The sequence below is a fragment of the Verrucomicrobiia bacterium genome (assembly GCA_036268055.1).
Classification (GTDB): Bacteria; Verrucomicrobiota; Verrucomicrobiia; order Limisphaerales; family Pedosphaeraceae; genus DATAUW01.
On sequence record DATAUW010000018.1, the window covers coordinates 66,289 to 87,668 of the forward strand.

General features: G+C 56.0%; 24 protein-coding genes and 1 tRNA gene. 8 read left to right on the forward strand and 17 right to left on the reverse strand.

The window, feature by feature from the left end:
- Positions 1–105 precede the first annotated feature (105 nt).
- From VH413_12855 to VH413_12875, 5 genes are all read left to right on the forward strand, one after another.
- A complete protein-coding gene (locus tag VH413_12855; protein HEX3799581.1) occupies positions 106–1,137 on the forward strand; it encodes a hypothetical protein in 1,032 nt (343 codons plus the stop codon).
- Between the two features lie 21 nt (positions 1,138–1,158).
- A complete protein-coding gene (locus VH413_12860; protein ID HEX3799582.1) occupies positions 1,159–1,923 on the forward strand; it encodes an alpha/beta fold hydrolase in 765 nt (254 codons plus the stop codon).
- Positions 1,924–2,245: 322 nt separating this feature from the next.
- Positions 2,246–3,931, forward strand: a complete 1,686-nt coding sequence (rpoD, locus tag VH413_12865; protein ID HEX3799583.1) for an RNA polymerase sigma factor RpoD — start codon at positions 2,246–2,248, stop codon at positions 3,929–3,931.
- 188 nt (positions 3,932–4,119) lie between these two features.
- Complete coding sequence (locus tag VH413_12870) at positions 4,120–4,398, forward strand: hypothetical protein (protein HEX3799584.1); 279 nt, start codon at positions 4,120–4,122, stop codon at positions 4,396–4,398.
- A complete protein-coding gene (locus tag VH413_12875) occupies positions 4,383–4,592 on the forward strand; it encodes a DUF2283 domain-containing protein (protein ID HEX3799585.1) in 210 nt (69 codons plus the stop codon). Before VH413_12870 ends, VH413_12875 begins: the two co-directional genes overlap by 16 nt.
- Before the next feature lie 29 nt (positions 4,593–4,621).
- Here VH413_12875 and VH413_12880 read toward each other — a convergent pair whose 3' ends face one another.
- The 3 genes from VH413_12880 to VH413_12890 form a co-directional block, all read right to left on the reverse strand.
- Positions 4,622–5,149: a hypothetical protein gene (locus VH413_12880; GenBank protein ID HEX3799586.1), complete on the reverse strand. Its 528-nt coding sequence runs from the start codon at positions 5,147–5,149 to the stop codon at positions 4,622–4,624.
- A 156-nt stretch (positions 5,150–5,305) separates the two neighbouring features.
- Positions 5,306–5,665, reverse strand: a complete 360-nt coding sequence (locus tag VH413_12885) for a hypothetical protein (protein HEX3799587.1) — start codon at positions 5,663–5,665, stop codon at positions 5,306–5,308.
- Between the two features lie 68 nt (positions 5,666–5,733).
- On the reverse strand, positions 5,734–6,825 hold the full coding sequence (locus VH413_12890; protein ID HEX3799588.1) for a DUF4185 domain-containing protein: 1,092 nt from the start codon (positions 6,823–6,825) through the stop codon (positions 5,734–5,736).
- 261 nt (positions 6,826–7,086) lie between these two features.
- Between VH413_12890 and VH413_12895 the strand changes: the two genes are divergently transcribed.
- The 3 genes from VH413_12895 to VH413_12905 all read left to right on the forward strand — a co-directional run bounded on the left by VH413_12895 (position 7,087) and on the right by VH413_12905 (position 7,843).
- Positions 7,087–7,311, forward strand: a complete 225-nt coding sequence (locus VH413_12895; GenBank protein HEX3799589.1) for a hypothetical protein — start codon at positions 7,087–7,089, stop codon at positions 7,309–7,311.
- A 253-nt stretch (positions 7,312–7,564) separates the two neighbouring features.
- Complete coding sequence (locus VH413_12900; GenBank protein HEX3799590.1) at positions 7,565–7,759, forward strand: hypothetical protein; 195 nt, start codon at positions 7,565–7,567, stop codon at positions 7,757–7,759.
- Between the two features lie 8 nt (positions 7,760–7,767).
- Positions 7,768–7,843 (forward strand) — tRNA-Ile (locus VH413_12905).
- A 79-nt stretch (positions 7,844–7,922) separates the two neighbouring features.
- Here VH413_12905 and VH413_12910 read toward each other — a convergent pair.
- The 14 genes from VH413_12910 to VH413_12975 form a co-directional block, all read right to left on the reverse strand.
- Positions 7,923–8,855 carry a catalase family peroxidase gene (locus tag VH413_12910; protein ID HEX3799591.1) on the reverse strand — a complete coding sequence of 311 codons (933 nt, stop codon included), beginning with the start codon at positions 8,853–8,855 and terminating at the stop codon, positions 7,923–7,925.
- 200 nt (positions 8,856–9,055) lie between these two features.
- Positions 9,056–9,259: an addiction module protein gene (locus tag VH413_12915; protein HEX3799592.1), complete on the reverse strand. Its 204-nt coding sequence runs from the start codon at positions 9,257–9,259 to the stop codon at positions 9,056–9,058.
- A gap of 60 nt (positions 9,260–9,319) precedes the next feature.
- Positions 9,320–10,066, reverse strand: a complete 747-nt coding sequence (locus VH413_12920) for an NAD-dependent deacylase (GenBank protein ID HEX3799593.1) — start codon at positions 10,064–10,066, stop codon at positions 9,320–9,322.
- Positions 10,067–10,131: 65 nt separating this feature from the next.
- Complete coding sequence (locus tag VH413_12925; protein ID HEX3799594.1) at positions 10,132–10,392, reverse strand: FliM/FliN family flagellar motor switch protein; 261 nt, start codon at positions 10,390–10,392, stop codon at positions 10,132–10,134.
- Between the two features lie 6 nt (positions 10,393–10,398).
- Positions 10,399–11,424, reverse strand: a complete 1,026-nt coding sequence (locus tag VH413_12930; GenBank protein HEX3799595.1) for a flagellar motor switch protein FliM — start codon at positions 11,422–11,424, stop codon at positions 10,399–10,401.
- Between the two features lie 19 nt (positions 11,425–11,443).
- Positions 11,444–12,499, reverse strand: coding sequence for a flagellar motor switch protein FliG (gene fliG / locus VH413_12935; GenBank protein HEX3799596.1), 1,056 nt, complete (start codon positions 12,497–12,499; stop codon positions 11,444–11,446).
- A gap of 22 nt (positions 12,500–12,521) precedes the next feature.
- A complete protein-coding gene (locus tag VH413_12940) occupies positions 12,522–13,646 on the reverse strand; it encodes a response regulator (protein HEX3799597.1) in 1,125 nt (374 codons plus the stop codon).
- 11 nt (positions 13,647–13,657) lie between these two features.
- Entirely contained in the window at positions 13,658–14,134 is a 477-nt protein-coding gene (locus VH413_12945; GenBank protein HEX3799598.1) for a chemotaxis protein CheX, read from the reverse strand.
- The gene (locus VH413_12950) at positions 14,131–15,300 is read right to left on the reverse strand and encodes a chemotaxis response regulator protein-glutamate methylesterase (GenBank protein ID HEX3799599.1); all 1,170 of its coding nucleotides are present in this window, start codon (positions 15,298–15,300) and stop codon (positions 14,131–14,133) included. Before VH413_12950 ends, VH413_12945 begins: the two co-directional genes overlap by 4 nt.
- A complete protein-coding gene (locus tag VH413_12955; GenBank protein HEX3799600.1) occupies positions 15,297–16,145 on the reverse strand; it encodes an HDOD domain-containing protein in 849 nt (282 codons plus the stop codon). The genes VH413_12950 and VH413_12955 overlap by 4 nt, the downstream gene beginning before the upstream one ends.
- Positions 16,146–16,147: 2 nt before the next feature.
- Positions 16,148–16,678, reverse strand: coding sequence for a chemotaxis protein CheD (locus VH413_12960; protein ID HEX3799601.1), 531 nt, complete (start codon positions 16,676–16,678; stop codon positions 16,148–16,150).
- Position 16,679: 1 nt separating this feature from the next.
- Positions 16,680–17,507 (reverse strand): protein-glutamate O-methyltransferase CheR, encoded by an 828-nt coding sequence (locus VH413_12965; GenBank protein HEX3799602.1) that lies wholly within the window; start codon positions 17,505–17,507, stop codon positions 16,680–16,682.
- 41 nt (positions 17,508–17,548) lie between these two features.
- Positions 17,549–19,708 carry a chemotaxis protein CheA gene (locus tag VH413_12970; protein HEX3799603.1) on the reverse strand — a complete coding sequence of 720 codons (2,160 nt, stop codon included), beginning with the start codon at positions 19,706–19,708 and terminating at the stop codon, positions 17,549–17,551.
- Positions 19,709–19,730: 22 nt separating this feature from the next.
- Positions 19,731–21,368, reverse strand: a complete 1,638-nt coding sequence (locus VH413_12975) for a methyl-accepting chemotaxis protein (protein HEX3799604.1) — start codon at positions 21,366–21,368, stop codon at positions 19,731–19,733.
- Between the last annotated feature and the right edge of the window lie 12 nt (positions 21,369–21,380).

A 21,380-nucleotide genomic window follows, 5' to 3' on the forward strand; every position in this document is an offset into this window, starting at 1 on the left:
TACGCACCCGTATTAGTTTTTTATAAATGCGCCGCTGATTCTTTCATCAGTTGCCTTTTTCGCCTGCGCCGTTACAGTGGTCTAAATTTGATGATAGTTCAAACCATGAAAAAATCATTCAGCCTTTTCGCTGGAATCTTCACCGCGATCTGCCTCACTCAAAATGTTTGCCGCGCCTGGGACTACGAGGGCCATCGTTTCGTCAATCAACTCGCCCTCGCCTCGCTGCCCACGAATTTTCCCGCCTTCGTCCTGACTCCCCAAGCCCGCGAACGCATCGCCTTTCTCGCCGGCGAACCCGACCGCTGGCGCAACACCCCCGACCTCACCCATTACAACGGCCCCGATCATTACATAGACATGGACGAGTTGCCCGCTTACGGCATTGACGTAAATAAGCTCACCCATTTTCGCTACGACTTTGCCGCCGAACTCGCCGTCGCGCGCGCCATGCATCCCGACAAGTTCCCGCCCATTGATCCCGAAAGAAATTCCGACCACACCCGCCAACTCGTCGGCTTCCTCCCGTGGGCGATCATGGAAAATTTCGACAAACTCAAATCCGGTTTTTCCTACCTGAAAGCCTTTGAAAAAGGCGGCACGCCCGAGGAAATCAAAAACGCCCAGGAAAATATCATCTACATCATGGGCGTGATGGGCCATTACATCGGGGACGCCGCGCAACCGCTTCACACCACCATGCACCATCACGGTTGGGTCGGTGAAAATCCGCAGCAGTATTCAACCGACACCAAAATCCACGGCCGCGTTGACGGCTATTTCCGCGAACTAAGTCCCGCCGGCTTCAACGAACTCAAAGCCCGCATCCACACCGCTGAATTACCCGCCACCGAACTAAATATGACCACCGGCGATACCTTCAAACAAATCCTCACCTACATTGTCAACGTAAACAAAGAAGTCGTCCCGCTCTACGAACTCGACAAAGCCGGCAAACTTTTCGGCGGAGGCGTAGCCGGCGCGGACGGCAAAGCTTTTCTCGATAAACAACTCGTCCTCGGCGGCCAAATGCTCGGTGATTTCTGGTACGCCGCCTGGCAATCCGCGCCCGAAGATACCTATCTCGAAAGCTCCCTCGCCCGCCGCAAACTTCCTCCTGGCGACAGCTCAAAATAAAACGATCCTGCGCGATCCAGCGTGCGCAATCTGAACTTTCAACGCCACGGCAGCGGCCTTCCGTTGATCATCCTCCACGGCCTGTTCGGCTCGCTCGACAACTGGCAAACCGTCGGCCGCATCCTCGGCGAAAACTTTCAAGTCTTCACCATTGACCAGCGCAATCACGGACGCTCCCCGCACAGCGACGAATTTAATTACGCCGTCATGGCCGATGACCTCCGCGATTTCATGGCGGAACATCAACTCCCCCGCGCGCATGTTCTCGGCCACTCCATGGGCGGCAAAACCGCCATGCACTTCGCCTTGCGTCATCCGCAACTGGTCGAAAAATTGATCGTCGTGGACATCGCGCCCCGGGCTTATGCGCCCGCGCACCTGCATATTTTTGCCGCGCTAGCATCGCTCGACCTCACCGCCTATCGCGACCGCAATCAAATCGCCGGAGCCCTCACGCCCGCCATTCCCGACGCGCCCACGCGCCAATTCCTGCTCAAAAATATTTCGCGCGACGACACCGGCGCATTCCGTTGGAAACTCAACCTCCCCGCCATTCGCGCGAATTACGATTCCCTCAACGCCGCCCTCGAACCCGGCCCGGCCTTCGTCGGCCCCGTGTTATTTCTCAAAGGCGGACGCTCCGATTATCTTAGCGAAGCCGATGTTCCGCTCATCCACCAATTATTTCCCTGCACAACCGTCAAAACCATTTCCGAAGCCGGCCATTGGGTCCACGCCGACGCCCCCGATCAATTCATCAAACACGTGCTCCGATTTCTTCAATAAATTAAAATGCCGCAAACCGCCCACGCTGGATAAAATAATTCCGGCAAAACGCAAGAAATTTTCGACGCGCAATTCCAATCCCTTTGCGAAAAAATTAAATTCACTTTATAAAATATTTTCCCTGCTTGACTTGCCAACCTGTGATAAACTATGTGAGGGTGTAGTACAGCATGGTGACCAACGAGAAATTGAAGGCTCGAACAGCTTCAACTGCGAGCGCGGGTAAAAACGCTCCAGCCAGCGGAAAATCTGTCTCGACGTTCTTTGATTCCCACCGCTCGCCACTCCTTTGCAACAGCCGAATCATTCAGAAGTTTTTCCCATGTCACCAGCCGCCGCTAAATCATTAAACGCCGCCGTTCCTGAATCTGTCGCGATGCCGTCGCCCGCCGACATCGCCGAGAAGATCAAGGAACTCGTCCGCCTCGCGCAAGAGCAGGGCCACCTCACCTACGGCGATATCCACGACGCGCTGCCCTCCAGCATCATCGCGCCCGAAGTCCTCGACGATATTTATCAACAGCTTCGCGGTCTCGAGGTGGACATCGTGGATCAGGCCGAAGTGGATCGCGTCAAGACCGCCGAGATCGAACCGGAAGACGAAAGAGCGCGCCTCGATATTCTCGATGATCCCGTCCGCATGTATCTCAAGCAAATGGGCAACATTCCGTTGCTCACGCGCGAACAGGAAGTCGAGATCTCGCAACGCATCGAGGCAGCCGAAACCGCCGTGCGCGAAACCGTGTGCAGTTTCGGCTTCGCCGGGAAGGAACACATCGCGCTCGCCGAAAAACTTTTGTCCGAGCCGCCCAAGGAACGCTTCGACCGCGTTGTCGTAGATAAAAAAATCGAAGGCCGCGAAAAGCATCTCAAGGACCTCCGCAAACTCATCAAGCGCGCGCAAGTTCTCGATCAGGACGTGGACGAAAAATTCGCCGCCTGGCAATCGGTCACCGATGCCGCCGAACGCGAAGCGCGCCTCGAAGCTTTCCGCCAGGTTGATAAAAAACTGCGCGCCCTCTTCGTCAAATTTTATTACAAACACAAAGTCATCGAGGAGATGACGCTCGTTGCGGAAAATATCCACGACAAAATTCTTCTGAGCCTCGGCATCATCGAGACGTGGGGCCAGACCGATCATTTTGCGCAAAGCGGCGCCGCGATCCAGTTCGAGCAACAGAAACTTCGCGCGCTCGAAAATTTCATCCGTCTGCCCAGTGCGGACTATTTGCAGGCGCATGGCAATCTCCGCCGCCATGCCGCCCGCGCGCTGCAGGCCAAGACCGAAATGGTGGAAGCCAACCTCCGCCTCGTCATCTCCATCGCCAAGCGCTACACCAATCGCGGCCTCTCGTTTCTCGATCTCATCCAGGAAGGCAACATGGGCCTGATGAAAGCCGTCGAGAAATTCGAGTATCGCCGCGGCTATAAATTTTCCACCTACGCCACCTGGTGGATTCGCCAGGCCATCACCCGCGCCATAGCTGATCAGGCCCGCACCATCCGCATCCCGGTCCACATGATCGAGACCATCAATAAATTGATGCGCGTGCAGAAACGGCTCATCCAGGATTTTGGCCGCGAGCCCACCGCCGAGGAACTCGCCGAGGAAATGCAACTCCCCGCCGAACGCGTCCGCGCCGTGCTCAAGATGGCGCAACAACCCATCTCCCTCCAGTCACCCGTCGGCGATGGCGACGACGCCAGCTTCGGCGATTTCATCGAAGATAAAAGCACGGAGAATCCCTCCGAACTGACAAGCTTCACCATCTTGAAAGACAAACTCGGCAACGTCCTGTCGAGCTTGACCCAGCGCGAACGCAAAGTTTTGGAACTCCGCTTCGGCCTCGCCGATGGCTGCGCGCGCACTCTTGAAGAAGTCGGCCGCCAATTCAACGTCACCCGCGAACGCATCCGCCAGATCGAAGCCAAAGCCCTCCGAAAAATGCGCCACCCCACGCGCATCCGCCAGTTGCAGGGGTTCCTGGAATTTGAACCAGTGGAGTAGAGTGTAACCATCGCAACTTTCCCGATACGAGTAAAACGGAAGGTAAGAATTCGACGCTTCGGTGATAGCGTGCTTTTTTATTCCTGACAAATTCCGTGCCGTATTTATTTCTTTGAGCCGTGAATGCTTGATGATAACAATCCCGGCGCTGCCAGATGAAAATGTTCCAAGATTGTTTCGATAACAAAGTGCGGCTCACCGACGAGCGGCTGGGCCATATTTTGGAACACAAGGAAATGCAAGACATGGCCGCAGAAATTGGACGAATTTTGCGCCAGCCTCAATTTGTGCGAAGGTCGCGCGCGGATACTGCCGTGCGGCTATTTTATGAGTTTTACGCGCAAACAATTGTTGGTGGCAAATGGCTCTGTATTGTGGTTAAGTATGTAGAGAATGACGCATTTGTGGTAACTGCCTACCTGACGGACAAACCGAAAGCCGGAGAAGATTTATGGGCGAAAAAATAAAAGTCTGGTTCGACGCCGAAGCTGATTTTCTTGAAGTCAGGTTTTCGGATGCTGTTGGTTACATGCAGGAATCGCAACACGACGCCGTCATGGAACGCGTGGACGCTCAAGGCCACGTCATCGGCTTTAGCATTTTGGGGGTAAGCCGCTTCAAAAAAGACAAGCCTCTCGAAGCGGATCTGGCAATTACTTGACTCAAGCACTTAGTCGGAAGTAAGCGCCGTCAAGCTTCATGGACGCAAAGCCTTCGCGACACCACACTCATTCCCACAACCACAAAACCCAGCAACCCGAAAGTTCCCGTCGCATCCGGCGCGGGAATCAAGGATTCCGCATCCCACGATCCCAAAGTATCCACATCATACTGATTGTATAAGAGGCTCCGCAAACTCAGGTCGTTGCCGCCGCCCGAATTTTCCGTCACGAAAATATTTCCAAAAGGCGCTGTCGAAAGGCCCGCGATGAACATCTCCGTGATGTGATCCGGATTCCACGTGAACGTCGGGTCCGTCAGGAAAACACTTCCGGAAGAAAGATTCATGCTCAGTGGCCCGAAGCGCGGTGTGTAAATCTCAATCGAAATGATATCCGCCAAAGTGCCGTGGCTGGACTCCGGCGAATCCAAAACAATGGTCCCCGAATAACCCGGTGCGCCGCCAGTCCAGATATAAGTCGTATCCTGCGCCTGAGCCACCAAGCCCAACGCAAGCAACAACCCACAAAAAACCGCGCTATATTTATTGATCTTCACGACACCTATCGGAATTTACGCAAGGAAACATGGCAGAAAGCCCCCTTTATTACAATCTAATTCCCCGCTGGTTTTCAGCCCATGATGACGTCAAAAATGCATGATTTTGCAATAATCACAAACCAGCGCAACTGGCGGCAGGCGAACGAGAAACGCCTAATGCTTCCCATACTTCTGTATCCAAGGCGCAGGTTGTTCCCCTAAATCCTCACCCGTTTTTGCGCGAAGATGTGCGATGATTTCCTGCTCCGCGTTAGTCCTGGCACGTTCCACAACCCGATCCAGTCGCGATCCTTCCTGTTGCTTGCTGCCCGATGGATAATAATTGATTACCTCTTTGAGCCCTTCAATCGCGCCTGCGGGATCGCTTTGCATCGCATGTTTCCACGCGTCCTCAAAAATCTGCGTCTGATCATCCGCAAATGCGACACGAATGTTGAGCCATCCATAACTCCAAAAAAGGTATCCATACATCACCATCAGTACAGCGCAAAAAACACCCAAACCAATCGTCAAACGCTTATAAACTAAAGGGCTTATCATTCGGACAAAATAATTTGAGACTGACAAAGATTCTTAACGCTTTACCGCGCGATTGAAAAAATAACTTTGACCACATTAAACCGGTCATGCGCCCTGAGACCTTGCTTCCCGCCATCGCCATACGCGCTGAACACCGCCCACACCGTCGCGCCGTCCGCACTCATCCATTTCTCCGGAAATTCGCACGTGAGACCTTCACCCGCCGCGCCCATCCCGGCCCAATTATTATAATACGCCACCGTTGACCACGGACCCCACGGCTCGCGCGCTTCAAAAAGACCCAACTGCCCCGGCCCTTCGTGAAAACACGCCAGCAAATATCGCTTCAACCCCGGATCATAATTCATCCCCGCCGGCGCCGAGCCATTCGCATCCGTAAATATCGGACCAGCCATTGCGAAATCCTGGTCCCACACAGGCTGGCCTTTCGCGCCACGACCGGTAAAAAATTGAATCGCCTCGCGCTCGCGGATCTTCCCGCGCGGCGCTCGTGCCAGATAAAGATTCGTGTGAGAATTTTCCGGCCCGATCTTCACCCCGTAAAAATAAATATAATCCTTCAGCGACACCGGCACACCCGAACCATCCTTTCCAAAATTGATAAATCTTGCCGGCTGAAAACGATTCGTTCCCTTGGGAAACACCCACTCACAACGCGTCCAGGCCGCCCCCCTATTCGTGGACCACGCGAGCACATGCGTGACATCTGGCCACGTTCCGTCCTGAAGATTGACCAGCGCATAAAGAACCCCCTCGTCAAAAAGTATCCCACCGGTTTTCCCCTTTTTCGGAAAAGCCGTTGGATTCTCCGGATTCTTTCCGCCGTTGACATTGAACCCGCGGAAATCCTCCGGCGAACCTTCCAGCCGCGCAAAACCCAAACCCACGCGCCCATCCTGGTCCGAACCGCCAAACCCGCCGCCATCACCCCACGCGAGATACAAGTTATTATCCGGCCCCCAAGTGACCGGCCAAAGATCACTCCCCGGAGCCGCCCAGCGATAAGTCTCCCACTCCCACGAAACGCTTTTGATCAGCGAACTCGGCGGATACGGCAATTCCCGAACCCGCGCCTCACCCGCCCTCAATAAATTCGCCGAAGCAACCAGAACCAACGCAACAACACAAATCACGCGAGCCAAGAAAATTCGACTTAACCCAAAATAAAATATGGCCTTCATCAGCAAGAGGAGTTCAACCAAAATACTCGCCGATTTCCACAACCGCAGTCAATCGAAGTTCGTGGCCGGAAAAATTTAAATTCGCTTTGAAGAAGTGCCGCCCCGAAGTGCGAAAGAACATCCATCGCCTTGGCTTTCATGTCAGCATCAGGCAACCAGGCGTTCGCCGCTATTAACTTGCAAATCCCCGGTAAAGCTGACATATTTGTCAGCATGAAGACCGTATCAAAACGGGAATTAGTTCGCAACCCATCGCTGGCTTCTCATTTAAAGCCGGGACAATCGTTGCAACTGGAAGACGGCAAAGAACCGCTGGTGGTTTCCCGCCGCAAACGCACGCGCCTGACCGCGTCGCAAATCCACGGGGAACTCGACCGGATCTGTAAAAATGCGCCTGCCCAGGACACTCTGGCCGCCCTGCGGGATTTGCGGCAATGACCATCTATCCCGACGCCTCATTTTTGGTTTCATGGTTGTATCGGCCCGACCCCCTGAATGCCAAAGCGCGTGCTTGGTTCGTGAAACATCAGGCCGACGATTTCGTGATCTCGGACTGGAGCCGGTTTGAAACCATCAACACACTGCGCGATTTATGTCTCCGCCCGCACCCGCCGAAACCGGAATTGATTGAGGCTCTGCGACGCTATTTTTTTCTCATTTGTTAAATAACGGGCCCTTTGAATTGGCGGCGGTGAATTGGGACGAGGTGCTCAAAGACGCCCATCAAATCAGCGCCGCATTTGGGGCAAAATTTAAAGCTCGCAGTGCCGATGCGTTGCATGTTGCAATTCTGGAGCAAGTCAATCCTGATATTTTTGTGTCAGGAGATAAAGATCAGTTGGTGCTGGCAACGGCGCGCGGATTTCGGACCGCGTCCTTTTATTAGATTTTAGTGGGCCCATAGCTCAGCGGTTAGAGCAGGCGACTCATAATCGCTTGGTCGTTGGTTCAAATCCGACTGGGCCCACCATTACCCAATCCAATCTTCACAAGGCATGTTCAGGAGATAACCCCAGCGAACGCCGCCTCGGTTGGATTGGATGGCATGTTCAACCACGCCCGGCTTGCCGCCGCGCGTACGAGATCGAGTAAACCTGTGCGCGAAAAGCCGGAAGCGGGTCGTCCGACAATTCAATGCCATCCGTCAAATGCGTGGGATCATAGATCATCGCCCGCTCGGTTTCTGCGCTCTTGGAATCAATCGCATTCAATCGAATGGTCCCGAGCACGACCTTCTGGCAATCATCCGGCCAAACGAGCGTGGCGTCGTTCGTCGGATCATTGGGCCCAGCGATTTGGACTTGGAGCCGGAATTCCACCGGCGCTTTGCCGATGCGTTCCTTAAGTTCATCCATGAGAAAATTCGGGGACTTGGCCGCCGCGCTTGCCGGGTCTAAATGCTGCTCTCCCGCAAGCGGGACAATTTGATAGCGAGTGGTCTGCCGCTGCCCGGCTGCGTTCACGAATACGAACGAGTTGTTGCCGAAATAAGTGTAGGTGGCAAAGCTGGCTGGCTGCGGATTCGGCGTGGAAAGGAACCGCATCGTGTTCGGATGCGCGGCAAGAAACTTCTCGAACGGCGTCGGTTTCGGAGTATCGGGTCCGCTCGCCAAAAAGCTGCCGAGGAACGCGACAAAATCCGCCGGTGTCCCCGCCGGAAATCCATTCTGGCCGTTGGAGACGATGTCAGCGATGCCGCCGCCGGGAAGCTTGAATCGAATGGCCATGCCCTTCGGATTGGAATTGGGATCGCCGTCAGGAATCTGCGGAACTCCTGTGGCGTCCGAGAAACGGACGACGACCGGAACAGACTGGCTAAAATGCACCGCCCGGCTCACCGCTGAGGCAGTAGGAGCCGGTTCAAAAACGCCCTCGCAAACAATTCCCTTGGCGTGAGCCATCCGAAAGCCGGGATTATTTCCGAAAGCTTTGAGAAAAAGGCCGGCGGCTTCCTGCGCGAGTTGTTCAGTATCAGTTGTCATAGGTTTCGTGATGTCATTGGACATAAAAACTCCGGTTGCAATTTTAAGGGTTTAGGATTTTTCCCTGCGAACGCAAAAAATTTAGAACGACACTGATTGATACGCGAGATTTACTTTTTATGAAAATATTTTATCCCGATGATTTTTGAAACCGGGTCAGCCATGTGAGCGGATGGGAGTGGCTGGGGATGACCGTACGGTCATTCAAGAGCAGCGCGATATTCTTCTTCCGTCAATCCCTGAATGCGCCCGGTGGCAACATCCTCAATGCGGCGAATGCCTTCGGTAAGCGCTTGCGTAAGAGAATCCGGGGAGACCACGCTTTCTACAAGCCGACGCGCCAATTCAAGCCGTTCCTCAGGCGGCAGCTCGAAAGCCATTTGGCCAATATCAGAAACAGCCATATCCAACGGTTGCACAATCACTCCTTCAAAGCAACGCGGCTTCCGAACTAAGATTCTCTCTTAGACCTCGCGCAATTTTTTTATACCGGCGAATAATTCCGGAAGCGCCAGGCCCGCGGCACTCGACAAAACAAAACTTGCGTGCTTCGTCAGTGGCGTGGGCTGCGGATTGATTTCCACGAGGAGGGCCCCGTTTTGCAATGCTTCAAGTGGCAACGCAGCTGCGGGATAGACAAGCGCAGAAGTTCCGATGGAAAGGAAAACGTCACAACTGGCGCTGGCCAGATGGGCCGCGTGTATTTCGGTTTGAGGCAGCGACTCCTCGAACCACACCACATCTGGCCGCAGTGGACCCCCGCAATTCTGGCATTTCGGGGGAACATCCCCGGTGTCCGGCCACTGTGAAATAATGGTGCCTTCGTTGAAACATTTTGTGCGCGCGATGTTGCCGTGCAACTCGATCACTTTGCGGCTCCCGGCGCGTTGATGCAATCCGTCCACATTTTGAGTGATGAGATTGAACTCCGGGAAATATGTTTCCATCGCCGCGAGCGTGTCGTGCGCCGGATTCGGTTTGGCCTTCGAAACCAATTCCCGGCGCCACGCGTACCACTCCCAGACAAGTTTCGGATTGCTGCGAAACGCCCGGGGAGTTGCCAGGTCTTCCGCGCGATATTTCGCCCAGAGTCCAGTTTGTGCATCGCGGAAAGTCGGCACACCGCTTTCAGCCGATACCCCCGCGCCGGTCAAAATCGTCACGCGGCGCGCGGCGGCAAGGCACAGCAAAAGTTCCCGGGGAAAGGTCATCAACCGACTTTGCGCTCGTGAAACCGTTTCGGCAATCTCAATGGCGATTGTCCAAATGTCTCACGTCACTTCCCGCCGAAAACCTCGATCACTTTGACAGCCAGTGATTCCTCCGCGACCACTATCTGGCCGCGTGCGACTAATTTTGGCCCCGCATATATATCTACCTCCCGGCCTTCGCGCGGGTCCAACTCAACCACCGAGCCGAGTCCCAGCCCAAGCAATTCACGGGTGGTTTTGCGGCAAGAGCCGAGTTCCACGGTAAGCATCACGGGCAGGTCGAGGATATTATCCAAATTGGGAGGGCAAACGGTTGAATCGCTCATAAAATATTATTTGGTGTTTTTCTGAACCTGATGAATTTTCACCGCCCATTGCTCGCCGTGCAATCCGAGTTCCGCGGTGAACTTCGCCATTCCACTCAGGCACAACTGCACCTGGCGCACTTTCTCCGTGCGAATGGAAATGACGTCGCCCGCTTTCAAATCCGCCAGGCGGCGTGCGCTTACTTCGACGTCGGGCAATTCCGCCGTGACTCGTAATTCCATATCGTCCAGCGCGGGGTTCCACTTGACGGGTTTGGCCACAAGGGCGACAGCTGGTTTATTCCCCGCTTCCATGACGACATTCAATTTGGCAATCAACGGTTCAAGGGTGGGGTAGGGCAATCCCAGTTGCATCTGCTCAACAATCGGACCCATTTGCAATTCCATTCCCAGCACCAGCATCATCGTGGCGGGCGGACAGGTTTGCAGGAAACGTCCGTTGCTTTCGCAACCGATCAACACCGGCCTCAAGTCCAGCAAATCACTCCACACGCCGCACCACTCGCTCAGGATATTTTCCACCACTCGCGAAAGCAGGCCCGACTCCATCTTCGTCAACTCGCGCGGTTCATCCTGCCACACGCCCGTGCCACCCAGTTCCCGGTCCACGATGCACAATCCCAACCGCAGTGGAATATCCAGCAGACAATTTCCCAGCAACGGTTCCAGTTTCAAGACGGTCAGATGCGTCGGATTGGCCAGCGCATCAATGAATGCCTGGAACGGGATCGTCTCCAGCTTCGCCATTTGTAGCGACACTTCCGCGCCGAAGCGAATCGAAAGCCGCGCCGCGAGCGAATGGATAAATTCCTCGTGCCGCACGCGCAATTTTCGCAGTTCCGCCGGTGTGAAAAAGGATAGCTGGGGAAAATCATGCCGCTGCAAAAAATCGCGCGCGCCCGCGGCTTGCGGCGTGGTCGCGCCCGGTTCAACCACGGGCAGTTCGCCGCCGCTCATCTGCGCCAAAAGTTTTTCGATCTCGGATTGCGAAACCGTGTCGCCGATTGGAATAGGATTGGTGGATGCGGGCATAATTCAATGAATTCGGAATTTAAACGCGCGAGCCTTGGCGCATGTCGTCGAGATCAATTTCGCCATCGCCTTCAAGCTGCTTGACGACGTCAATAATCTGCGAGCGCGCGGCATCAATTTCGCTCAACTTGAGCGGCCCCATGAAATTGATTTCCTCCCGCACGTTGTCGGCGGCGCGTTTTGAGATGCACGAGAGCAGCTTCGCTTTGAGGCCTTCGCCGGCGGTCTTGAGCGCGACGGTCAACGTCCGCACATCCACCGTTTGCAAAATCTTTTGCAGCGCCTTGATGTCGAGTTTTTCCAGTTCCTCGAACGTGAACATTTTTTTGGAAACCGACTCCGCCAAATCCGAATTGCGTTCGCGCAATGAAACCAGGATGGATTTGCTGACGTCTTTTGGCAGCGCGTTCAGCAACTGCGCCGCCGCCTTGACGCCCCCCGTCTGGCTCAATGCGCGCGCCCGGTTATTGCCGATCTTGCGTTGCAACGCTTCGGCCACGCTTTCCACCACTTCGATCGAAGTCGAGGTCATCGTCGCCAGGCGTTCGATGACTTGCTCGCGCAATTCCGGGCGCATCAGCGTCAATAATTGCGAAGCCTTCTCCTTGCTTAGATAACTCGCCACCAACGCTGTGGTTTGCAGTTGTTCGTGACGCAGCAAATTCAACAAATGCCGCGGGTCCATCTCAACAATTTGCTGCATCGCCGCCACCGGCGCGCGCAAAGGCGAGACGCGTCCGATGATGTTCGACGCCCGCAACAGACCCACAGATTTATCGAGAAGGTTTTGGACTTGCTCCACTCCGCCGGTGATCGCCGTCGCCGCCGTCACAGCCAGTGGCGCAAATTCCCGCAGGATTTCGTTCTGCATTTCCTGGCTGATGGTGGTGACTTTCAACATCTCCGATGAAACCGCTTCGAGTTCGTCCTCCTCCAGTTGCTTCATGATGTGCGTGGCGTTGTCCGCGCTCAACATCAACAACAACCGGGCCAGTTTCTGCACTTGGCTCAATCCGGCGATTTCCTTCAAGGTATCAAAATCCGCCGGCAGTTTTGCGTTCATCGTTTCCATCATAATGTTCCAGTAGGTTCTGCGATTATTTCAAGAGCGCCAGCGCGTCGTCGAAGCTGTGGGCGAACTGCCACGATTGCGTTTCCTCATAGCCGCGGCATTGGTTCACCATCGCGTCCGAGCCAACGATGACATGGCGGATGGCGAGTTTGCTGCACGCCTGGATCGCCGAGAGCACCAACTCAATCGTTGGCAGCGTGACGGATTCCGATTGGCTCAAGTCCACGATCAGCTTATTGCCGCCGGCATCCACAGTTCCGGCGAGCTGGTCGCTCAACCGTTTCGACACTTCATGCACCACGCCCGGATGAACGTCCTTGGGCAGTGTCAGTGTCAGCCAACTGTCCTTCTGCTGAAAATATTTGTAGGAAGTTTCCAGCCGCAGTGTCCGGCACACTTTGGTCTTCAATTCCTCGGGATCAATCGGCTTGGTGATCACGCCGCCGAAGCCCGCCTGTTGCGCGCGCGTCTGCTCAGCCGCCGCGGTCTTGACGCAAAGTCCCAGCATGGGAATGGACGCCGTGTTGGTGTAGCCGCGCAAATTCTGAAACAGCATATACGCGCCGTCATTGGGCAGTGTCAGGCTCGCGAGCACGAGGTCAACGCCTTGTTCCATGCAAACGTCCAGCGCCTGCCCGGGCTGGTCGGCGCTCGTCACTTTCCACGGCATGCCTTCGAGCGCGGTTTTGATTTGCCCAGCAATGGCGGGCTTGTCATCCACCACAAGGATGTTGAGGGGATCATCATAACGCCGGGCTTTTTCCACGGCGCTGGTTTTCGATTTCAACGTCACCACCCGGCCCACGCGCTCGATCAACAACTCGCCCTTGAACGGCTTGATCAAATAATCGCGCACGCCGAGTTTGGCGATTTTCACCACCGTCTCGCGCCCCGCTTCAGCGGTGAGCATGATGACGGGTGTGGCCTTGAGATCGGGGTCGGAACGCAGGCGCGCCAGCACCTCGAACCCGTCCATCACGGGCATGGTGTAATCCAGCAGGATCACGTCCGGTTTTTCGCGGCTGGCGACTGCCAATCCCACCACGCCATTGTCTGCTTCCAGCACCATGCAATCATAGGGCTTGAAGGCCTTCGCCACGATCAGGCGAATGGTCTTGCTGTCATCCACGGTCAAAATTTTTATGCTCATATCTTTTTCCTTTACGATTCTTTCACTAAAACTTCCGCTACCAGTTGATGTTGTCCGCTGCGAAATCCAACGACTCTTCGCGACACTTGCGATGAGCCTTCCACGCTCAGTTGCTGTCCGCGCACGACCGACGGAATCGTCAGCGTGCAGGCCGAGCCCGCGTCGCACAGGCGCGATTTCACGAAGCCCACGACCATGTTGCTCAGTTCGCCAATGGCGTCGTTCACCATGTCGCCCGGGTCCACTTCCGCCTCTTCGATGCCGAGCATGCGCCCCGTGATCACCTTCGCGAACGTCACGCCCGCGTAGAGATAAATGATGCCCGTGGCCTCGCCGGTGAATCCCACCGAGCCGATGATCTGGCCCGCCGCATCCAGCGGCAAAGGCGCGGGGGCGTCTGCGCTTAATTCCATGGACAGCATGCCCAGGAAAACCTCGGGTACCGCCTGGCGCGTCCACGCTTCAATTTGTTCCGTTTGTTTGCTCATAAATTTGATGTTCGAATATTGTTGATTGCCGAATGGGTGGATTCTCTTTCAGGTATCCGCTGGTCTTCAGCCGGTGAATGGGCCGGACGCGCAAGCGCCGGGGTTTCAGAAATCATTTGTTCCACGCGCGGCGCGATCCGCTCCAGGGGCAACACCTGTTGCGCGGCGCCGAGGCGGATGGCTTCGCGCGGCATCCCAAACACCACCGAAGTCTCCTCGTCCTGCGCGATGGTTCGCGCCCCCGTTTCGCGCAATCTTAAAAGTCCCGCCGCGCCATCGGCTCCCATGCCGGTCAACACCGCCGCCACCGTTTCCGCGCCCGCGCCCGCGCGAACGGCCGAGTCGAATAAAATATCCACCGCCGGACGCTGATGGTGAACCGCTGGGCCCTGGCTCAATTCGATCTTGTAATGATTGCCCCGCCACTTCAGGAGCATGTGAAATCCTCCGGGCGCGATCAGCGCGAGCCCGGGTTTCACCACATCGCCGTCACGGGCTTCACGAACTTCCATCGGGCAAATCTGGTTTAAGCGATCGGCAAATGCCTTGGAGAAATTCGCCGGAATGTGTTGCACGATGCAGATGCCCGGCAAATCTCCGCGCATGGACATTAAAACTTTCTTTAGCGCTTCCGTTCCACCGGTCGAAGCGCCGAACAAAATAATTTTTCGCGACGAGACAACTTGCGCATCGGCTTCCACGGCGGGAGCGCGTTGTACGATTGGACGGCGGATGAAAGTGGTTTCGCCTGAAGGCACATGAATGCGCGCGTTGGCGGCGGCGGCGATTTTCTCCGCGAGCCGCGTGCCGTCCGCGTGAGCGGAATAAGCGCCACCGGGTTTTTCCATCACATCCACCGCGCCTGCTTGCAGGGCTTCAAGTGCCTTTTGCGAGCCCGCCGTCGTCAGCGAACTCATGATGATCACGGGCATAGGCCGGTGTTTCATGATGACCTTCAGGAACGTGAGGCCATCCATGCGCGGCATTTCAATGTCCAGCGTCACCACGTCGGGATTGAGCGCCAGAATTTTTTCGCGGGCGGCGTACGGGTCCATCGCCGTGCCGACAATTTCTATTTCGCGAAACGGCGCGAGACTGGTGGTGATGATTTTTCGCGCGAGCGCGGAATCGTCCACCACGAGAAGTCGAATGGGTTTCGTATTCATGGCTCCCTCGTGCTGAACCAATTTGCCGCCTTCAACGCGGTGTCGGTTTCGATAATAAAACTTTCGATTTCGCGCGGGCTGATCTCGAGAATTTCCAGCGCCTCGGCGCGTCCACGGACCGCGTGGGCCAGCAGCCCGTGGCCGTGGCCCATGAAATGCGCGATCATGTCGGCGAGATACACGCACGCTGCCAGTTGTTCGTAAGGTCGAGCCTGAACGGGATCATGGTGATGCCACACAGCTTGAACTAGATTCTCGGGAAAATTCCATTGCGCCAACAGCCGTCCGCCCACTTCCGCATGTTCGACACCAATGACTGATTTTTCCGCTTCCAGAAAAGAGTGGCCGGCAATCCCAATCGCCCGCGCCATGCCGGGATAGGAATTGGCCACCGCCGGACTGAGCACGAGCTTGCCGATGTCATGCAACAGCGCCGCTGTGAACGCGAGATTTTCATCCTGATCCAGTGCGTGCGACAAAACTTTCGCCGCCACCGCCGTCACGACCGAGTGACGCCACAATTCTCCCGTCAACATCCCGTAGCCTTGCTGCGCCGTGCCGAGCGTGCCCTTGCCGACAACGACCGCGACGAGGCGATAAATTTCGTTGAAACCCAGACGCGTGACCGCGTGAGAAAGATTATCTACCTGCTCGGGCAGGCCGACGGCGGCATTGTTGCAGCGTTGCAAAACTTTCGCCGTCAACGCCGGGTCGTAAGTGATGAGGTCCACGATGCGCTGGGAATCCACGTCATTCTCCTTGAGCAACCCGAGCAGTTGCGTGAGCACGCGCGGTGCGGGCGGCAAAGTTTTAACCTGACTGATATAATCGTCGAGCAAGCGCATGTTCAGCCTTGGAAAAGGGTTCGTTCATCGTTGCCACCGGAGGCTTTCAAACGCACTTCACCGGTTCCCAAATTTAAATGCACCGTGCGGCTCACGAGACCGCCGACATCTTCCGCCTGCACCATCAATCCATGTTCCGCCAGCAGTTCGCGCAGGCAGGAATAATTGCGCTGGCCGATGTTGAAGAAGCCGCTCTTGTCGAGAAATTGCGCACCGCCCGCCACGCAGATTTGCACGCGATGTTTTTGCGCGCGCAATTCATACGCCGCGCGAAAGAGCGCGGAGATGCCCGTGTCCACGAACATCGCGGGTTGCTCGGTGGCCTTCTGCGGATTGATGGACGAATTGGGCAACATGGCGTGCAATAATCCACCCGCGCGCGATACCGGATCGTAAATGCTGATGCCCAAACACGAGCCCAGCGAATACGTCGAGAGCACGAGGTTCTGGTTATTTGAAACTGCCAACCCGCCGACCCCCACGACGAGCTTGCGTTCAAATCCAACCAACGATGCCAAAGAGGGAGCGCCCATATTACGAGGAATTCCTTTGGTAAATGCTCGGCCGCAAACACCGCAGCGGCACATTTAAACCGTTGAGACTTTCTGAGTGCCCAATGAATAAATATCCGCCGGGCACGAGGAAGCGGCAAAGCCGGTTGACTAATTGTTCCTGGGTCGCGCGATCAAAATAGATCATCACATTGCGGCAGAAAATAATCTCGAACGGCTGCGCGTGATGATAATCCTCGATCAAATTGATCTGCTCGAAGTTCACGCGTTCGGACAGGCTGCGTTTGATGCGGTAATATCCCGCCCATTGACCGGTTCCCTTTTGAAAATATTTTCGCCGCCATTCCTGCGGCACGGCGCTGAGACGATCTTCCACATACAAACCCAATCGCGCGCGTTCGAGCACCTTCGTCGAAATATCCGAAGCCGTGATGCACCAATCCCACCCCTGCGCAAGCGTATAATGTTCAGCCAGATAGAACGCCGCCGTATAAGCCTCTTCGCCCGAAGAACTCGCCGCGCTCCAGACGTGAAATTTTTTCTCTCCCGGCCGCAACATCGCTGGTAAGGCCTTCTCCACGAGAAATTTAAAATGTTCCTCCTCGCGCATGAAGTTCGTGAAATTGGTCGTCAACGCGTCCACCACTCGCGTGAATTCTTCATCATCGCCGCGCGTCCGCAAAAAATCGCAATACTCGGCGAGCGTGGAAAAACCGAGATGCCGAATGCGCTTGCCGAGCCGCGCCTTGATCAACGCCTCTTTTCCGGCGTGAAGCCGAATGCGGCATCGCTCATAAATAAAATGAATGATGTATTTGCACGCTTCGGCTTCGGCAGTCGCCGCGCTCATGATTCGCCGCGTGTCAGTTGGTGAATGGCTAAGTTCAGAAATCATGCCGCAGCCTCCAGCACCGTCGGATGCACCAATGCCTGCGGATCAAGAATCAGTCCGACGCGCCCATCACCGAGAATCGCCGCGCCCGCGAGACAGCGGTTCCCGCGAAACGCCTCGCCCAGACTTTTGATGACGACTTCCTGTTTGCCGAGCAACTGGTCCGCGAGAATGCAGCGCGATTCCTTGCCCGCCTCGACGACGACCACGATGGATTGTGTGGCATCGGTCGTCGCCGGTTGAATTCCCAAATGCGAGTAGAGCCGCAGCAGCGGAATCAGCCGCCCGCGCACGTTGATCAGTTCGCCGCGACCATGAACCGTTTTGATCATGTCCGCGCGCGGTTGAAACGATTCGCACACGGACAACGTCGGCAGAATATAACGATGTTCGCCGACGCCGACGAGCAGGCCGTCAATAATGGCGAGCGTCAGCGGCAAATAAATACTGAAGGTCGCGCCCTGCCCGGGAGTGGATTGAATATCAATCTTGCCGCGCAGCTTGTCTATGTTGCGCCGCACGACATCCAATCCCACGCCGCGCCCGGAAAGGTCAGTGACTTTTTCCGCCGTCGAAAATCCAGCAGCGAAAATAAGATTGAAAACCTGGTTGTCCGTCAGTTGTTCGTCCGGCTTCACCAAACCTTTTTCCCGCGCCTTCGCGAGAATGCGTTCGCGGTCGAGCCCGCTGCCGTCGTCCTTGATTTCAATGACAATATTTCCGCCCTGATGAAACGCCTTGAGAAACACCGTGCCGTGCGCGGGTTTGCCGCGTTGCAAACGCACTTCCGGTTTTTCGAGTCCATGATCCACGGAGTTGCGGATCATGTGAACCAGCGGGTCGCTGATTTCTTCGACGATGGTGCGGTCGAGTTCCGTGTCCTCGCCAGTCGTGACCAGCTCAACCTGCTTGCCGACCTTGCCCATGAGGTCGCGCACCAGCCGGTGCATCTTCTGAAAGGTCGCGCGAATGGGAACCATGCGCAGGGACATCGCCGTGCGTTGCAAATCTTTGCTGATGTGGCCCAGTTGCGCGAGATCGCGGGTCAACGATTCGCTGCGAAGGGAATTCAAATCGCGGTTTTGGATGACGATGGATTGGGCAATCACCAACTCGCCGACGAGATCAATCAACGCATCGAGTTTCCGTGTATCCACCTTGATCGCGTTGGCCGGTGCGGTCAGGGCGTTGTTAGAATTGGTGGTTTTGATTTCTGTCGCAGACTTGGATGCGGACTTTTCCTGCGCCGCAGTGGAAACGGGAAACGAAATAATTTCTTCGGACGAAACCTCGGCAACGCTCGGTTTGGCGGCGAGCGGAGCAGGGGAGGGCGCTTGGGCATCTCCCGCCAAAACGGCGCGGATGCAGCCCAGCAAATGCAAAGTCGGCACGATGATCGGGCCGGGATTTTTTTTTCCGGACAAGTGCGCGCCGATTTCGCCGGTGAATTGTTTGAGCGTATCGCCGCCCGCGAGGATAAGATTGATGACTTCCGGCGTGATCGCGAGTTTGTGCTGGCGCGCGAGGTCGAGCAGTGATTCCAACTCATGCGCGAGCGTTTGAATCGCTTCGAGATTCAAAAATCCCGAACCGCCTTTGAAGGTATGAAACGCGCGAAAGATCGAGTCCAGTGTTTCCGCATCCGCCGGATTTTCCTCCAGGACCAACACGCCTTGCTCGATGTTCTGCAAATGCTCCTGCGATTCGTTGATGAATTCGCCGAGCAACTCAGCGTCTTCAGCCAGGTTCAACACCAGCGCCGGTTCTTCCGTCACCACTGGTTTCTCCACCACTTTAGTTGGAACCTCCACTTCAATGACTGTGCCCGACCACTCCGCTGGAATCGGCGGCAACGCTTGTTCATTTGTGATCGCTGACAGCGCGTTTTGCAGCCACGTCGTCCATTCACCCAGGCGCTTGAGACTCGCCGCGCTGAATGTGCCGGTGGATTCAAAAAGTCCGTCCACCCAACCGCGCGCCAGCCGCATCGCTTCCGAAAGCAGCGTCGGCGCGGGTTGCGCCGCCAGCAATTCCTCCATCTGCCCGAGCAGGCTGTTGACCGGCAGTAAGCCAAGGTCCTTGCCCGCCTCCGCGAACACCAATTCGCCGGCAATCTTTTCCGAAAGGGCTTTCAATTCGCCCAGCACAGTTGGATTCATGGTTGATTGAATGGTGGACGGTTTAATTGCCATTGAAATCGCCTTGCGCGGTGCCGGCAGTTTTGTCGCCGCTGGTTTTAAGAATCACGATTCCGTTTTTGCGGCGATCGCCGTTGTGCGCGATGGTTTCTTTCGCGCGTGAAGTTTTTATTTCAGATGTGGCGATGACTTTCGTGTTCGGCTTCAAATCCGAAGAACCCGCTTTGTGCGAATGTCCGCTCCCAACCAGGGTGAGCAATCCGCCCACCGCTTCCTTTTGGGCGGCGGCCTGCGCGCTTAATAATTCCGCCGCGCTCGCGGTTTCTTCGGCGCTGGCGGCATTGGACTGAGTGACCTTATCCATCTGCGCCACTGCGCCGTTGACCTGTTGAATTCCCTGCGCCTGTTCTTTCGAAGCCGTCGCAATCGCCGCAACCAATTCATCCACCTGCCGCGCCTTGAGCACAATTTGCTCCAGCGAGGCCGTGACCTTCACGCTGATCTGCGCGCTGCGCTGGCTTTTCTGCACCGAATTTTCGATCTTGTCGGCGGTTTCTTTCGCCGCCTGCGCGCTGCGCTGGGCCAGATTGCGAACTTCATCGGCCACAACCGCGAAGCCTAAACCCGCTTCACCGGCACGCGCCGCTTCCACGGCGGCATTCAGCGCGAGAATGTTCGTTTGAAAAGCGATCTCGTTGATCGTCTTGATGATCTTCGCAATATTGTCGGAAGCGGTTTTGACTTCGGCCATCGCGCCCGCCATCTCCTGCATATCGGCCGCGCCCGTGTCGGCTGCAGCCCGCGTTTGCGACGACAAAGTCTTGGCGGATTCAGCATGCTCGGCGTTGCCGCGCGTCATGCTCGCCATCTCTTCCAACGACGCGCTTGTTTCTTCGAGCGACGCCGCCTGTTCACCCGCGCCCTCGGCCAACGACTGGCTCGCGGAGGCAACCTGTCCCGCGGCGTCGTCCATTTGGTCAACGGTCCCGGAAAGATGTTCCGCCAACTGCTTCAAGGTCTTTTGCGTCCGCCACGAACTGAGCGTCACCAGGATCGCCACCAGCGCCGCGAAACCCACGCTGGCCGAGCCAAATCCCAGCATCCATTTGCGGATGCTGCCGAATTTTTCGACCGTCTGGTTCGCGCGGCCCAGCGCGAAGCTGTCGCAATAATCCTTGAGCGCGGCCGCCGATTCGCTGAGCTGCTTGACGCGCGGAGGAATGTCCTGATCCAGCATCTGCATCGCACCGGTAAAATCCTTGTCGAGCATCCCGCGCAACTGGCCCATCGCCTTCACGTAATCGGTCAGCGATTTGTCCAGCGCGAGCACGCGGTCGTGGCCTTCATTGTCCGGGAAGATGACGTTCAACTGCTCGATGATTTTCCGATTCGCCTGGTCGAGAGTTTCGGCCTGGCTGATTTTGACGGGGCGATCTTTCTCCTGCGCGAACATCAGCTCGAACGAGCGCAGGCGATAGAGCGCCAGGTTTTCCTGCAAGGACGCCAGGCAGCGCAAACTCGGCAGCCCATCGGTCACGAGTCCGCGCGTCACGCGGTCGCCTTCCCGGCACACTTTCCAAAGTACCACTCCCTGCACGAGCAGGAAGATGAGGAGCAATCCCACGACGGCCTGGATGATGCGAAAGGTGCGCCGCAGCGAAGTAGGTTTACGCGTTTTCATTTTGAATCCTGG